Annotated in this window: 14 protein-coding genes; 7 read left to right on the top strand and 7 right to left on the bottom strand. The window is 38.8% G+C overall.

The features are described from left to right. Positions 1 to 18 precede the first annotated feature (18 nt). On the top strand, positions 19 to 729 hold the full coding sequence (arcA, locus tag XM47_RS17755) for a two-component system response regulator ArcA (protein ID WP_048695630.1): 711 nt from the start codon (positions 19 to 21) through the stop codon (positions 727 to 729). A gap of 52 nt (positions 730 to 781) precedes the next feature. On the opposite strand, the gene XM47_RS17760 is transcribed toward arcA, so the two are convergent. Further along, positions 782 to 1,237: a hypothetical protein gene (locus tag XM47_RS17760; protein WP_048695586.1), complete on the bottom strand. Its 456-nt coding sequence runs from the start codon at positions 1,235 to 1,237 to the stop codon at positions 782 to 784. A gap of 12 nt (positions 1,238 to 1,249) precedes the next feature. On the opposite strand from XM47_RS17760, the gene XM47_RS17765 reads away from it, so the two are divergent. The 3 genes from XM47_RS17765 (at position 1,250) to mutT (ending at position 5,402) form a co-directional block, all read left to right on the top strand. Next, positions 1,250 to 2,185 carry a M23 family metallopeptidase gene (locus tag XM47_RS17765; RefSeq protein WP_048695589.1) on the top strand — a complete coding sequence of 312 codons (936 nt, stop codon included), beginning with the start codon at positions 1,250 to 1,252 and terminating at the stop codon, positions 2,183 to 2,185. Between the two features lie 124 nt (positions 2,186 to 2,309). Further along, a complete protein-coding gene (secA, locus tag XM47_RS17770) occupies positions 2,310 to 5,003 on the top strand; it encodes a preprotein translocase subunit SecA (RefSeq protein WP_048695593.1) in 2,694 nt (897 codons plus the stop codon). Next, positions 5,004 to 5,402, top strand: coding sequence for an 8-oxo-dGTP diphosphatase MutT (gene mutT / locus XM47_RS17775; RefSeq protein ID WP_048695598.1), 399 nt, complete (start codon positions 5,004 to 5,006; stop codon positions 5,400 to 5,402). Positions 5,403 to 5,519: 117 nt separating this feature from the next. On the opposite strand, the gene accC is transcribed toward mutT, so the two are convergent. The 4 genes from accC to cutA all read right to left on the bottom strand — a co-directional run bounded on the left by accC (position 5,520) and on the right by cutA (position 8,308). Beyond that, on the bottom strand, positions 5,520 to 6,866 hold the full coding sequence (gene accC, locus XM47_RS17780; RefSeq protein WP_048695601.1) for an acetyl-CoA carboxylase biotin carboxylase subunit: 1,347 nt from the start codon (positions 6,864 to 6,866) through the stop codon (positions 5,520 to 5,522). A 13-nt stretch (positions 6,867 to 6,879) separates the two neighbouring features. Beyond that, complete coding sequence (accB, locus tag XM47_RS17785; RefSeq protein WP_048695633.1) at positions 6,880 to 7,332, bottom strand: acetyl-CoA carboxylase biotin carboxyl carrier protein; 453 nt, start codon at positions 7,330 to 7,332, stop codon at positions 6,880 to 6,882. A 23-nt stretch (positions 7,333 to 7,355) separates the two neighbouring features. Further along, positions 7,356 to 7,808, bottom strand: a complete 453-nt coding sequence (aroQ, locus tag XM47_RS17790; protein ID WP_048695602.1) for a type II 3-dehydroquinate dehydratase — start codon at positions 7,806 to 7,808, stop codon at positions 7,356 to 7,358. Between the two features lie 173 nt (positions 7,809 to 7,981). Next, positions 7,982 to 8,308, bottom strand: coding sequence for a divalent-cation tolerance protein CutA (gene cutA / locus XM47_RS17795; protein ID WP_048695604.1), 327 nt, complete (start codon positions 8,306 to 8,308; stop codon positions 7,982 to 7,984). Positions 8,309 to 8,473: 165 nt separating this feature from the next. Here cutA and XM47_RS17800 point away from each other — a divergent pair, with 165 nt between their 5' ends. From XM47_RS17800 to XM47_RS17810, 3 genes are all read left to right on the top strand, one after another. Next, positions 8,474 to 8,974 (top strand): FxsA family protein, encoded by a 501-nt coding sequence (locus XM47_RS17800; protein WP_048695606.1) that lies wholly within the window; start codon positions 8,474 to 8,476, stop codon positions 8,972 to 8,974. Positions 8,975 to 8,983: 9 nt separating this feature from the next. Then, positions 8,984 to 11,179: an AsmA family protein gene (locus tag XM47_RS17805; RefSeq protein ID WP_048695607.1), complete on the top strand. Its 2,196-nt coding sequence runs from the start codon at positions 8,984 to 8,986 to the stop codon at positions 11,177 to 11,179. Positions 11,180 to 11,622: 443 nt separating this feature from the next. Further along, entirely contained in the window at positions 11,623 to 13,005 is a 1,383-nt protein-coding gene (locus XM47_RS17810; protein ID WP_048695609.1) for a putative bifunctional diguanylate cyclase/phosphodiesterase, read from the top strand. A gap of 157 nt (positions 13,006 to 13,162) precedes the next feature. On the opposite strand, the gene XM47_RS17815 is transcribed toward XM47_RS17810, so the two are convergent. Both XM47_RS17815 and XM47_RS17820 read right to left on the bottom strand, forming a co-directional pair. Further along, positions 13,163 to 14,077, bottom strand: a complete 915-nt coding sequence (locus XM47_RS17815; protein ID WP_048695612.1) for a diguanylate cyclase — start codon at positions 14,075 to 14,077, stop codon at positions 13,163 to 13,165. 28 nt (positions 14,078 to 14,105) lie between these two features. Next, on the bottom strand, positions 14,106 to 14,429 hold the full coding sequence (locus XM47_RS17820; RefSeq protein WP_048695614.1) for an Hpt domain-containing protein: 324 nt from the start codon (positions 14,427 to 14,429) through the stop codon (positions 14,106 to 14,108). Positions 14,430 to 14,654 lie beyond the last annotated feature (225 nt).

Genomic DNA, 14,654 nt, shown 5'->3' on the forward strand with positions numbered 1-14,654 from the left:
AAACAAGAAAAAATGCCAATGCAAACACATAATATCCTAATCGTAGAAGATGAAGCAGTTACTCGAAGCACTTTAGTCAGTTTATTTGAAGCAGAAGGCTATAATGTCTTCTCTGCAGAGAATGGTGACGAAATGCATCAAATTCTTAAAACTAACGACGTAAACTTAGTCGTGATGGACATTAACTTACCAGGTAAAAATGGTTTAATGTTAGCTCGTGAATTACGTGAAAATAAGAGTATGGGTCTAATTTTCTTGACCGGACGCGACAACGACGTTGATCGTATTCTAGGTCTTGAGATAGGCGCAGATGATTATCTTGTTAAGCCATTTAACCCGCGTGAATTAACTATACGTGCAAGAAACTTACTCGGCAGAACTAAAACTGCTCCAGTAGAAACAGTTGATTCAGTAACAGAATATAAATTTAACGGCTGGGTGCTTGACTGTGATAGTCGTTCGTTAATCGCACCAGACCAAGATAATATTCGTCTACCTAAGAGTGAGTTTAGAGCTTTAAAACTGCTTTTAGATAACCCAGGCAAAATTTTAACTCGTGAACAGTTAATCAAAGAAATGACTGGTAGAGACTTAAAACCAAATGACAGAACAGTTGACGTTACCGTTCGTCGTTTAAGAAAACACTTTGAATCAACACCTGACACACCTGAGATTATCTCAACTATCCATGGTGAAGGTTACCGTTTCTGCGGTGAAATTTCAGAGTAAAACATTTTGCTTCTGGTGATTAGGATATGAAAGCAGCTGTATAGCTGCTTTTTCATTTCAATAGTTTTTTGATCGCGTTTCCGAGTTCTTCAGGTAAATCAGGTAGTATTGAGGTTAAAGATTCAGTCGCTTTTTTTGAAAGCTTTTTCTGGTTCACTTCTGCTGTCGGGTTAATCTTGCTAGCTGTATATTGTTTAGTTTGAACTTGTCTTGATGGCTCAACTTGGCATTTAATGTTAATTAACTGAGGAAATTTTTTTCTTAAATTAGACATTAAATTCAATTTGATAGCATTGAATTGCATTTGATAATTGGCTGATGGAATAGTGACAACTAGGTTACTATTATCAAAGCTTTTAAAAACAACTACATCTTTCAATGATTCAGGAATGTAAAGCGCTAGCTCAGATGCTATGTCACTGTTATACTTCCGTGAATTTGGAGATACCTGCTGTTTAGGCCATTTTTCGGATAAAATTTGTTTTGCAGATTTCGGTCTTGGGCGCATTTAAGTGTACTTATGTCATTATTAATTCAATATAAAAAAAGTGGTTACGAGTTAAGCTGGGAGTTAGGCTTTCGGCATGCATTTTTTTTATTGTTACTCCTCTTTAGCTTAGCTTACGGCTCAGTTTACAGCTATAAGTTATTCACTAAAAATGATCTCAACGCGCATTCTACACCTTTCAGCCAATCAAAACAGCAGTTAGCAGAGCACAAAGCCATACTCGAACAACTACAAGCAAAAACCCAAGCTGAGCTAGCGGCAATAAAACTAAAATTAGCAGAATTACAAACTAAAGCACTGAGAGTTAATGCTTTAGGAGAAAGGTTAGCGGATAACGCCAAATTACAGAAAGATGAGTTTAACTTTGCCCTACCAGTTGCGGTAGGTGGACCGGCAGAAGCGCTAAATGACGAACAAATGCAAATTGAACCTGTTCAGCATCAGCTAATTGAAGAAATGCAAAGTTTATTAAATGACTTCAATGAACAAGAAAGACAGTTAAGCCTACTTGAATCTGTCATGCTTAACCACAATATAAGTGATCAGATATATATTTCGGGTAGACCAGCTAACTCAGGTTGGTTGTCTTCATACTATGGTATGCGTAAAGACCCGTTTTCAGGATTACCTGCACACCATAAGGGAATTGACTTTGCTGGAAAAGAAGGCACAAAAGTCATAGCAACAGGGGCAGGGGTTGTCACTTGGGCCGAACAAAGATACGGATATGGCAAAATGGTTGAAATAGATCATGGCAATGGTTTTAAAACCCGTTATGGTCACAACAAAGAATTATTAGTTTCAGTTGGCGATATTGTTACTAAAGGTATGCAAATCGCTAAAATGGGCTCAACAGGACGCTCCACCGGTCCTCACGTACATTATGAAATTCTTAAAAATGGTAAACAGATTGATCCATTAAAATATGTATACCGCAAAAGTCGATAGGTAGAATAGTTAAACGCTCAAACACACAGCGCTTTAACTCAACAATACAACGTTAAAACAATTTATAAGATTGTTTTTTATTTTTTCAAAGCACGAACCTTACTAGAAGGGTCAGGATAGATAAATGATTACAAAAATACTGACATCAATATTTGGCAGCAGAAACGACAGAATCATAAAAAAACTAAGAAAATCAGTTGTCCTAATTAATAATTTGGAAGCCGAATATGAAGTATTAAGTGATGAAGAATTAAAGCAAAAAACCGCGGAATTCAAAAAGCGCTTAGCGGATGGCGAAACACTTGACCAAATATTAAATGAAGCATTCGCAGTTTGTCGTGAAGCATCGAAACGAGTATTTCAAATGCGTCACTTTGACGTGCAATTACTTGGTGGCATGGTTTTACACCAAGGTAAAATTGCTGAAATGCGTACCGGTGAAGGTAAAACACTAACTGCAACTTTACCTGCGTATTTAAATGCACTAGCGGGTTCAGTTCACGTTGTTACAGTAAATGATTACTTAGCCAAACGTGATGCTGAATGGAGCAGACCGTTATTTGAATTTTTAGGCTTAAGCGTTGGTTGTAATATCCCTGGCATGGGACCAGTAGAAAAACGCGCCGCTTACGCATGTGACATAGTTTACGGAACCAATAACGAATTTGGTTTTGACTTCTTGCGCGATAATATGGCCTTTAGTCCAGAAGAGCGTGCGCAAAGCGAACTAACCTATGCAATCGTCGATGAAGTTGACTCCATTCTAATCGATGAAGCTAGAACACCGCTCATCATTTCAGGGCCTGCAGAAGATAGCTCTGAGCTTTACACCAAGATCAATACACTTGTTCCTAGCCTGATTCAAACAGATAAAGAAGATACAGAAGAAGAAAACAGCGAAGGTGATTTCACCGTCGATGAAAAATCTAAACAAGTTCACTTAACCGAACAAGGCCAAATTAACATAGAAAAACTGTTAATAGAAAACGGCGTTTTAGCTGAGGGTGACTCTTTATATTCAGCGGCTAATATCAGCATGTTCACCCATATTAACGCTGCACTAAGAGCGCATAAACTTTATCACAAAGACGTTGATTACCTAGTTAAAGATGATCAAATCGTGATCGTTGACGAACATACAGGTCGAACAATGGAAGGCCGCCGTTGGTCAGAAGGTTTACATCAAGCGATAGAAGCTAAAGAAGGCGTTCAAATTCAAAACGAAAACCAAACGCTAGCATCTGTTACTTTCCAGAATTACTTCCGTATCTACAAAAAATTATCTGGTATGACAGGTACAGCAGATACAGAAGCGTTCGAATTTAATCACATTTACGGCTTAGAAACTTTAGTCTTACCGACTAACAAACCTATGATACGTAAAGACATGGCCGATTTAGTCTATTTAACCGCGGAAGAAAAATACGAAGCGATAGTTGAAGACATAAATCAATGTGTTGAGCAAGGTCGACCAGTCCTAGTCGGTACAGTTTCAATTGAAAACTCAGAATTAATTTCAAAATTCTTAAAATCTAAGAAAATTCCACATCAAGTACTAAATGCTAAATATCACGCTAAAGAAGCTGAAATTATCGCGCAAGCAGGTCAACCAGGTGCGGTTACAATCGCAACCAACATGGCAGGTCGTGGTACGGATATTGTTTTAGGTGGTAACCCAGAAGACGAAATCTCACGTCTTAAATCACCAACTGAAGCTCAAATTGAACACATCAAAACTGAGTGGAAAAAACGTCACGACAAAGTACTTGAAAATGGTGGTTTACACATAATAGGTACAGAAAGACACGAATCAAGACGAATCGATAATCAACTTCGTGGTCGTGCGGGTCGTCAAGGTGATGCAGGTTCATCTCGTTTCTACCTTTCAATGGAAGATGCACTTATGCGAATCTTTGCATCAGAGCGAGTTGCCGGCTTAATGAAAAAATTAGGTATGGAACGCGGCGAAGCAATCGAGCATCCATGGGTAACTAAAGCGATTGAAAATGCACAACGTAAAGTTGAGACTCGTAACTTCGACATTCGTAAAAACTTACTTGAATACGATGATGTTGCTAACGACCAACGTAAAGTGGTTTACCAACAACGTAACGAATTATTAGACGAAACGGATATCAGCGAAACCATCCAAGTTATTCGTGAAGATGTCGTAAGTGGGGTTATTGCAAGCTACATCCCACCACAATCAGTTGAAGAAATGTGGGATGTACCTGGCTTAGAAGAAAGATTGAAATCTGACTTCATGGTTAACTTCCCAATCCAGCAATGGTTAAAAGAAGACAACAAACTAGACGAAGAAAAACTAAGTGAAAAAATCTTAGAAGGTATAGTTGCAGATTACAAAGCAAAAGAAGAGCAAGTGGGCGAGGGCGTTATTCGTCACTTCGAAAAAGCGATTATGCTGCAAACACTAGATTCACATTGGAAAGAGCATCTAGCTGCTATGGATCACTTACGTCAAGGCATTCACCTACGTGGTTACGCCCAAAAGAATCCTAAGCAAGAATATAAGCGTGAATCCTTTGAGCTATTCTCACAAATGCTTGAGAACCTTAAAGTTGAAGTGGTTAGCGTATTATCTAAAGTCAGAGTTCGCGAAGAGTCAGATGTTGAAGCAGTTGAAGAAAAGAGAAGACAATCAGAAGCTGCACCAAAACAATATCAGCATGAAAACGAAGACGCTTTAAACCAAAGACCACAAGCTCATGTACGCGAAGGCGCTAAAGTAGGTCGCAATGATCCATGTCCATGTGGTTCAGGTGAAAAGTACAAACACTGTCACGGTAAATTAAGCTAAATGTCTCAAACTATCGTACATGTTGCAGTTGGCGTCATTACTCGCGAGAACAAAATATTTCTCGCGAAGCGCAACGCGAAACAACACCAAGGTGGAAAATGGGAATTTCCAGGCGGTAAAGTTGAAGCCGGTGAAACCGTGTTGGAAGCCCTCCAACGCGAGTTAAATGAAGAATGTGGCATCAACCCGAATAGCAGCCAAGAGTTGATAGTGGTAGAACACGACTACGGTGATAAAAAAGTAAAACTAGACACACATATTATTCAAGATTTTGATGGCGAAGCTCACGGCAAAGAAGGGCAAGAAGTTGCTTGGGTTGAGGTAACAGAATTAGATAATATAGATTTTCCAGCGGCCAATATCGCCATAGTTGATGCCGTCAAAGCTAAAATAAGCTAGCTTTCCAGAAGGAATTTTACCTTGCTAATACGGTATTATTCTAAAAAACAGACTTCTCAATCAAAAAAGCCGAAACAAAAGTTTCGGCTTTTTTATACCAAACTTTAAGTTTAAAGCTTAGTGATCTATACCTAATTTCTTTTCTAAATAGTGGATGTTAGTGCCACCATTTTGGAAATGTTCATCTTGCATGATCTTTTGTTGTAAAGGTGCATTAATCTTAATACCTTCAACAACCAACTCACTTAACGCATTTTGCATACGAGCAATTGCGATACCACGGTTTTCACCGTAAGTGATTAACTTACCAATCATAGAATCATAATTAGGTGGTACAGCATAACCAGCATAAATGTGCGAATCCCAACGAACGCCTAAGCCGCCCGGAGAATGGAAACGTTGAATCTTACCAGCGCAAGGGATAAAAGTATCAGGGTCTTCTGCATTGATACGACACTCAATCGCATGACCTTTAATCTTGATATCATCTTGAGTGATAGATAATGGCTGACCTGCAGCAATTTTTAACTGCTCTTTAATCAAATCAACACCAGTCACCATTTCAGTTACTGGATGCTCAACTTGAATTCGAGTATTCATCTCGATGAAATAAAACTCACCGTTTTCGAATAAAAACTCAAACGTACCAGCACCACGGTAACCAATTTCAACACAAGCACGACGACATCTATCACCGATAAACTGACGCATTTCTTCAGTTATACCCGGTGCAGGTGCCTCTTCAACAACTTTTTGGTGGCGACGTTGCATAGAACAATCACGCTCACCTAAATGAATCGCATTACCTTGGCCATCAGATAAAACCTGTACCTCTACATGGCGAGGGTTTTCTAAGAACTTCTCCATGTAAACTATGTCATTGTTAAAAGCAGCGCCCGCTTCTTGTTTAGTTAACTCAATTGAGCTAATTAAATCTTTTTCTTCACGAACAACGCGCATACCACGACCACCGCCGCCGCCTGCTGCTTTAATAATAACAGGGTAACCAATTCTCTTCGCAATTTGGATATTGCGATCAGCATCTTCAGATAAAGGACCATCAGAACCCGGTACACAAGGAACACCGGCTTTCTTCATCGCTGCAATCGCAGATACTTTATCACCCATTAAGCGAATAGAATCGCCTGTCGGACCAATAAAGATAAAACCACTTTGTTCAACTTGATCGGCAAAATCTGCATTTTCAGATAAGAAACCATAGCCAGGGTGAATTGCAACAGAATCTGTTACTTCAGCCGCAGCAATAATTCTAGGAATATTAAGATAGCTTTCAGTTGCTGGTGCTTTACCAATACAGATGGTTTCATCTGCTAATAAAACATGCTTTAACTCTCTATCCGCTACTGAGTGAACTGCAACCGTTTTAATGCCAAGCTCTTTACAAGCTCGCAATATACGGAGAGCAATTTCTCCTCTATTAGCAATTAAGACTTTATCTAACATAAATTAAAGCCTCTTATGCGATTTCGAATAAAGGTTGATCGAATTCTACTGAGTCACCGTTTTCAACTAATACAGCTTTGATAACACCTGCTTTATCAGCAGTGATTTCATTCATCATTTTCATCGCTTCGATAATACATAAAGTATCACCAACATTAACTGAGTCACCTACAGCTGCAAATGCTGCTGCATCTGGCTTAGGAGAAGCATAAAAACTACCAACCATAGGCGATTTAACTAAGTGACCTGATGCTGCTGGAGCCGCTGCCGGAGCTGCTTCTGCAGGCGCTGCTGCTGGAGCCGGAGCTGCAACTGGTGCAGGAGCCGCTGCATAGTGAACAGGTTGAGCTGCTACAGGAGAGTTACGGCTGATACGTACTGACTCTTCACCTTCACTGATTTCTAACTCAGAAATACCTGATTCTTCGACTAATTCTATTAATTTTTTGATTTTACGAATGTCCATAGCCATGGTTTATACTCTCTCTTTTATTCGTTAATTGAATTTAATTTACGCGCTGCTGCGTCCAGCGCATAGCTGTAACCTTTACTACCCAATCCGCAAATAACAGCTTCTGCGATATCAGATAGATAAGAATGATGACGGAATTTTTCTCTTTTGTGCACGTTAGACAAATGCACCTCAATGAAAGGGATATTTACCGATAAAATTGCATCTCTAATTGCCACACTGGTGTGGGTAAAAGCGGCTGGATTAATAATAATGAAATCAACCTGCTGAAACGCCTGATGTATTTTATTGATGATGTCAGCTTCAGAGTTAGACTGTAAATGATCAAGCTGAATATTAAATTGCTCAGCTTCAACAGATAACTTCTCAACAATCTGCTCTAAGGTTTCTTTGCCATAAATTTCAGGCTCTCTTTTACCCAACATGTTTAAATTTGGGCCATTAAGTAAGAGTAGATTATGTTTTTTCATTAAAAACCACTTTTATTAGCAATTTTATGCCTATCTTCGTTGAATGGCAGTTAAATATCGAATTTGAGTAACTATAGAAGAAACTTCATCGATTTGAAACGAAATTTTCAAAAAAAACTGGATTTATCTTCAAATTATTACTTTTTGCCGAACTTAGCGGCTTTTATTGCTAATTAAGCTGGAAGTTTAAGCGTTTCTTTTAACCACTGACTATATTGGCTGTCAATTTGCACTAATGGCAAAGCGATAATTTCAACCACCTCGTAACTATGTAATTGGTTAACTAAATCAGCTATCTTATCAAAGTAAATTTGTGCAGTTTTGAGCTTAAGCAAAGTCTCTTTTTCTTGAACTAGTTTTCCTTGCCAATGATAAATCGAACTGATTTCGGGCACTATTTGGCAACAGGCAGCAAGCTTAGCCTTGACCAGCTCGTTGGCAATTTGCTCGGCTTCGCTGGAAGATGCACAACTGATTTGGATCTGAATAAATTGAGACATAACGAATCCTTACCTTTGGTTTAGGTACAACAATTTATGTTATCAAGCTAAATATGTTAAGTGGTTCACAACTAATTGTGGCAAAATATAACTTAATTAAACTAAGCCTTGTAGAACTTAGTTTGGGACATATTTAAATTATTCAATTCCAAAAGAGATTTTCCCGTGTTTTTTAAATTACTTTTTTTATTTATCGTATTACCTATAGTTGAAATTGGTTTATTGCTCGAAGTCGGAGATCAAATCGGCGGCTGGGAAACACTAGCCATAGTTATTCTAACGGCCATTTTTGGTGCGCACCTAGTTAAAGAACAGGGCAACTCAGCATTAGCCGAGATCAAAGCGCAATCGGCCACGGGCCAATTACCAGCGCAATCAATTACAGAAGGCCTGATGATACTCGTCGCAGGTGTACTCCTAGTTACCCCAGGATTTATAACCGACGCATTTGGTTTATTACTGACCATACCCTTTACCAGAAAACCACTTGCCAAAATATTAATGCAAAACTTTTCTGGTAGAGTCGTCACTTCGGGTGGTTTCAGCGGTGGTTTCCACCACCAGCAGCCCAACCACACCAACCACACAAGAGAAGAACAACAAGTTAATGTTGAACGTCAGCAGGGCGGAAACGTCATCGAAGGCGAGTGGCAGCGTAAAGATTAAGGAAACAAAATGCGTTTAGGTAAAGTTTTAGGATATTTAGTTATTGGCTGTTTTTTGCTTGTAGTAGCGGCAGATTTACTGCTGGACAGAACTAAACTGGCACAAGAGCAGCTAAAAACCTTAAATCAGAAAATGCCATTCGAGCTTAAGCTTGAACAAATTTCACATACTATTTTTAATCCAACCTCAATTCAGGTAGAAGGACTTGAGTTTAAAGATGAATTTGGCACGCTCGTTAAGATACCTAAAGTTTACCTATACATTGACCTGATACCTCTAATCAATAAACAAGTGATTGTTGAGAAAATTGCGATTGAAGATATCTATATCCAATCATCACAGGCGGCTTTGCTTGAGCTGCAAACGGCTATGGCCAACCTGCCTAAATCAAATGATCCAGCTGCGGAATCACCGTCACCAGAATCGGCACAATTGCCTTTAGAGCAAGTACTGATTAAATCTTTAGTTTTCAGTATTGATGAGCTGGCATTTAAAGCCGAAGCAGGGGACTTAGCCTTAGCTAAATTGATGCTCGAATTATCCGATTTAAGCATCATTGAACAAGGCCAACTTAAGCCAGAACTCATCCGTGTTCAGATATCAAACTCAATCGCCAAAGTAGAGTTTAACCAATACCAAATTAACCAAATTAAGCTGCTTGCAAGTTTAGATACTGGCAGCATTAAACTTGACGAACTAAGTTTAGAAACCTTTGACGGCCAGTTAAACTTAGCTGCTAATGTCGACTTTTTAGAGCAAATTAATATTGAAGTAAGTAAGCTATCACTATCAAACATAAATGCAGATTTACTCGTACCTAAACCAGAAAGCCAAGCAGAAACTAAACCAGTCGAAGCGCAGCCAACAGCAAAAACAGCAGCTAATTCAAAAGTACCATCAGGTAAAAATAATAAACTGGCCAAAACAAATAAAAGTAACACTAAAGCGATTAATGCGCCTAAAACCACTGATGCGACGACTGACACGAGTACAGTAAAACAAGTAACTTCAGCAAACACACAGCCAACACAGGTTGCTGAAAACGCACAAACAGCTGAGCCAATACCTGATCAATTACCAGAACAAATTTCAGCCGCAGACCGAATTCCTGAAACACAACAACAAGTGCCTGCGCAAACAAGCCAAACTGTATCTAAGCCGCCGGTTGAAGATGCAGAATTACCAATTCATTACTTGGCGATAAACCAGCTAGCCATTGACAATATCAAGTTAACCTTAACCGATCCGGCAACAGCTCAAGCTTGGCTCGCGTTAACTGAATTTGGATTAACACTCGATCAAATCAAATTAGTCGAACAGCAAAAACTGGTTCAATTCTCAGAATTGAAACCCGGCTCAAACTTAATGATTCAATTTGCTGAATTTATTTACTTAACGCCATTGGCGCAAAATTTAGCCATAGCCGTAAAAACTAAAGATGCAGGTGCAAATTTAGATGGTGAGCTAGAGCTAGCACAAGGCAAAATCGACCTAGATACAGATATCACAGAGACAGATAAAATCATTAAATTAGCAGGCAAAATTGATTGGCAACAAATCAATTTTGCTGTGTTTAAGCCGATATTAGCGGATTCACCAGTCTTACCAACAGGCGTCTTTACCGGTAATACTATTTTGGACGCTAGCTACAACACCAATAAGCCAGGTTTAGCTGGGGTGGATGGGCAAGTTCAGCTAACAACGGATAAATTCGGCTTAAAAGGGATCCAACTCGATAAAATGCTGAGTGCGTTTAAATCTAGTCAAGAAACTTCACTGCTGGATGTCGGCGCATTCTTAGTCAGTGGCCCGCTTGGGGTTATGGCGATGCAACTCGCTGAATTAAGCTCAGCAGCAACCGCGACAGGCGGCACAACCGAGATTAATAGCATAGATATAAACGCCAACATTTCAGATCAAGTGATTAACCTTAAATTGGCCGATATTAAAACCAAAGCACATCATTTAGGTTTATATGGTGATGTTAACTTGGCAGCAAAACAGTTCGAAAAATTTCAGTTTGGTTTACTTGATAGCGAAGGCTGTGCGCCAGTACAACAAACGCTGGATGGCCCGTTTTCAGAAGTGAAAGACATCTTATTTAATACCACCAAAGGGGCAGCCACTAGTTCAATTACTAGCGTGTTTAATAACGTTGGCAAACTCGCAGGTAAAAAGTGTAAACCTTTTTATAAATCCGAATAACCAAACCAGCATGCCCTAAACATCAATGTTTCAATAATCCGATGCTCAGCCTAGCGTCGGATTATTTTTGGCCAGCTCCATTTCCATTTTATCCTCATTTCCAATATCACAGATTAGTCTTGCCGGTGGGTTTATCGTTTAACCCAAAGGGTCGGCTAAATTATCTAAAATTTACATTTTTTTTCGTGATATTGGCTATAAAACTATTTGTATTATTTCCTGATGGAGTGTGTTTTTTTGGTTAACTAAAGGTTATCAAACAAAGGTTTTTTATTCATTTATTTACCTATTAGCCTGTATTAATTGGGGTAATTTACGAAATTGTTAACATTTACTGACTGAGAGCCTATTACATCTAAAGCGAGGAGATTAGCTGCTATTGCCTTTTAACCTTACAGGCATACAATCAAGAAAGTGCTATTAATGCAGTAAAAAGGTAAATCATGGATATTCAACTTTTGGACAAAGAACTCGGTATTTTAAACCGAACCGGCTTTTTCCAAAAATTAAAACAGCAATACTTAATCGACTTGACGCAAGACCGCCAATCATTATTTATTGCGATGGAATATGAATGTATTAGCCAGCTTCGTGGTGTATTAAGTGCCGAAAATATTACTTGGTTATTAATCAAAGTGGTGGATATCTACACTAGCTGCTTACCTTCGCATGCAATTGTTGGCCGCAGCTTAAAAGAAATCGATGCCTACATAGTCAATTTTGACGAGGCTCAATTACCTAACTTAATTGAAAACCTAACCTTAAAATTTAACACCCCAATATTATTACCTACAGGTCAAGCTGTCGAAATTAAACCTAGATTTATCAGTGCTATGACTCCAGGTGTTCTACTCCACACAGAATCACCAGATAAAGTAATTAGTCAAATGGCTATGTATCTAGGTTACTGTGACCAAAGTGAAAACAAAAAACAGCACTGCCATTTAGATCAAGTCACATCACAACTACTTAATCGCAGGGTTGAAATCGACAGTCAAATATTAACTGCGCTGGGAAACAACGAAATGTTTCTGGCCTACCAACCTAAAGTCGACCTTACAAGTCAAAAAATAATTGGCTGCGAAGCTCTCGCTCGTTGGCAGCACCCAAGCTTAGGGTTTGTCTCACCAGATGAATTCATCGAAAGAGCAGAGTTTTGTGGCGTCATCCAAGCTTTAACCCTTTGGGTGTTAAAACAATCAATTGAAACTTTAGCGAAATGTAGGGTACTGAATCCCGATTTCACTATGGCGATTAATCTAAGTGCGACTTGTATTGAAACGCCTGATTTTTTTGATGAAATTAAATTCTTCATCAAACACTCAGACATACCACCACAACTCTTTGTATTTGAAGTAACCGAATCAATCGCAATTGAAAACTATGAATTAGCGGTCGAGTTTTTACAAAAGCTGAGAGAACTTGGCTGCAAAGTTTCATTAGACGATTTTGGCACAGGCTACTCATCACTCTCTGTACTATCTAAACTGCCACTCGATTCATTAAAAGTGGACCGCAGCTTTATTAAAAACATGCTCAACTCAGATGCCGACATCGAAATTGTCCGCACCATAAATAGACTCGGTCATGCATGTGGTTTAAAAGTGATTGCCGAAGGCATAGAGACTAAGCAAGATATGCAAATTATTGCAGACAGCATCGGCTGTGATTATGGCCAAGGCTACTATTTTGCAAAACCCATGAATGATTACAAATTACTTAAGCATCTTGCTGAAAATTTAAAAATGAACTCGCCAGAAAAGGCAAATGACTTATTTATCTCTCGTTTTTTGAGTAAATATTTAAAGCCAGCGTCTATCATCTAATATTCAACTTGAACACGTCTTAGAGCTAAATCAATATAAATTGCGAGTATCAGGGCCATCACAGACAGTTCACTTCTGTGTTGTATCATTTTGAAAGGTGCCTTGCCTAAATGGCTTTTATCTCCAGCTGATTATCGCTATTTATATTGATTTAGCTCTACAGAGTATACGAGACTTGATTTCTGCCTTGCTGCTTAGCCTTATATAACAAATCATCAGCTTGTTTTTGCAAAGTTAAAGGTGAAGTATCTAAATCAGGAATAACAGACCACACACCTAAGCTAATGGTAATATGGTCACTTGCCGGATTGTATTCATGCGGAATTTTGAGTTCTTCAACAGCCTGACGCATAGTTTCAGCGATTTCGACGGCAGACGGTAAATCCGTTTCAGGTAATAAAACCACAAACTCCTCGCCACCGTAACGAGCAATTAAATCACCGCTTCGTTTACCTTTACTTTTGATAACACTCGCCACTTTTTTCAAGGCTACATCACCCTGAGAATGACCATAATTATCGTTGTAAGGTTTAAAGCTATCTATATCTATCATGATAATAGAAAGCGGCGCTCTAGAACGGTTGCAGCGTCGCCACTCCGACTGCAGCTTTTCATCATAATTACGTCGATTCGGTATTTCAGTTAACCCATCAATCGAGACTAATTTTTCTAGTAACTCAGCTTTTTGTTTTAGCGCTAATTGATTTCGCACCCGAGCTTTGACGACAGGAATATTAAAAGGTTTAGGAATATAATCCATAGCACCAAGCTCTAATCCTTTCGCTTCATCTTCTGCGGCATCTTTGCCCGTAATAAAAATGACAGGTATATTTTTAGTCAAATCGCTTTGTTTCATTGCGAGCAAAACTTCATAGCCATCTAGCTCAGGCATTTGAATATCAAGCAACACCAAATCTGGCGGCTGGGCAGACTGCACAATATTTAAAGCTTTTGAGCCATTAATTGCCGTTTTAACCCTATAGCTATCCGCCAGAGCTTGGCCTAATACTTTAATATTAATAGGCTCGTCATCTACAATTAAAACGGTTTGTTTAGCTAATTCATCTGACATTTTTATACTTTTTATTCATGAGTCTAAGTTATATATCGGCAGCGGCTAACGAAACATCATCTAAATTAAGCTTTAATCGCTCTAGTGCTTCAGGTTCGACATTTCCAGTATCTCTTATTGAGTCCTCAACCACCTTAGCTTGAGCAAACAAATCCGTCATACTTAAATTACCCGCCGCACCTTTAATTGAGTGCGCCAGCATTCTCGCTTCATCGACTTTTTGCTCGTCTAGTAAGGCTTTTATCTGAGAATCCGAATCACTATATTGATCAACAAACTTATTAACGAGCATTTTTAATAAATCTTCGTTTCCTGCTAATCTAGCTAAGGCATCGGCTTTGTCTATTGCCATGCTAGTCTCCTTTTACCTAGGTGAACAAATCAGTCTCTGTGCTTATGTTAAGCAATTACATAAGCATAAGGCTGCTAATTTATTGAAATTATATCACTTATTTTAGTATTCAAGCTTAGGTATGCAAGTTTAAATCTAAAATATAAACAGTATTTTCTTCACAGACAGGGTTTCGACTTTAAATCAAACTACTAGGCTTGTAATATGCCCCTTAATAGAGCTAAA

Origin of the sequence: Catenovulum maritimum, from assembly GCF_001050375.1 — a bacterium.
Lineage (GTDB): Bacteria > Pseudomonadota > Gammaproteobacteria > Enterobacterales > Alteromonadaceae > Catenovulum > Catenovulum maritimum.

Bases quoted from the DNA above. Each gene is read 5' to 3' on its own strand.
- arcA (WP_048695630.1), top strand. From the start codon at position 19: ATGCAAACACATAATATCCTAATCGTAGAAGATGAAGCAGTTACTCGA.
- XM47_RS17760 (WP_048695586.1), bottom strand. From the start codon at position 1,237: ATGCGCCCAAGACCGAAATCTGCAAAACAAATTTTATCCGAAAAATGG.
- XM47_RS17765 (WP_048695589.1), top strand. From the start codon at position 1,250: ATGTCATTATTAATTCAATATAAAAAAAGTGGTTACGAGTTAAGCTGG.
- secA (WP_048695593.1), top strand. From the start codon at position 2,310: ATGATTACAAAAATACTGACATCAATATTTGGCAGCAGAAACGACAGA.
- mutT (WP_048695598.1), top strand. From the start codon at position 5,004: ATGTCTCAAACTATCGTACATGTTGCAGTTGGCGTCATTACTCGCGAG.
- accC (WP_048695601.1), bottom strand. From the start codon at position 6,866: ATGTTAGATAAAGTCTTAATTGCTAATAGAGGAGAAATTGCTCTCCGT.
- accB (WP_048695633.1), bottom strand. From the start codon at position 7,332: ATGGACATTCGTAAAATCAAAAAATTAATAGAATTAGTCGAAGAATCA.
- aroQ (WP_048695602.1), bottom strand. From the start codon at position 7,808: ATGAAAAAACATAATCTACTCTTACTTAATGGCCCAAATTTAAACATG.
- cutA (WP_048695604.1), bottom strand. From the start codon at position 8,308: ATGTCTCAATTTATTCAGATCCAAATCAGTTGTGCATCTTCCAGCGAA.
- XM47_RS17805 (WP_048695607.1), top strand. From the start codon at position 8,984: ATGCGTTTAGGTAAAGTTTTAGGATATTTAGTTATTGGCTGTTTTTTG.
- XM47_RS17810 (WP_048695609.1), top strand. From the start codon at position 11,623: ATGGATATTCAACTTTTGGACAAAGAACTCGGTATTTTAAACCGAACC.
- XM47_RS17815 (WP_048695612.1), bottom strand. From the start codon at position 14,077: ATGTCAGATGAATTAGCTAAACAAACCGTTTTAATTGTAGATGACGAG.
- XM47_RS17820 (WP_048695614.1), bottom strand. From the start codon at position 14,429: ATGGCAATAGACAAAGCCGATGCCTTAGCTAGATTAGCAGGAAACGAA.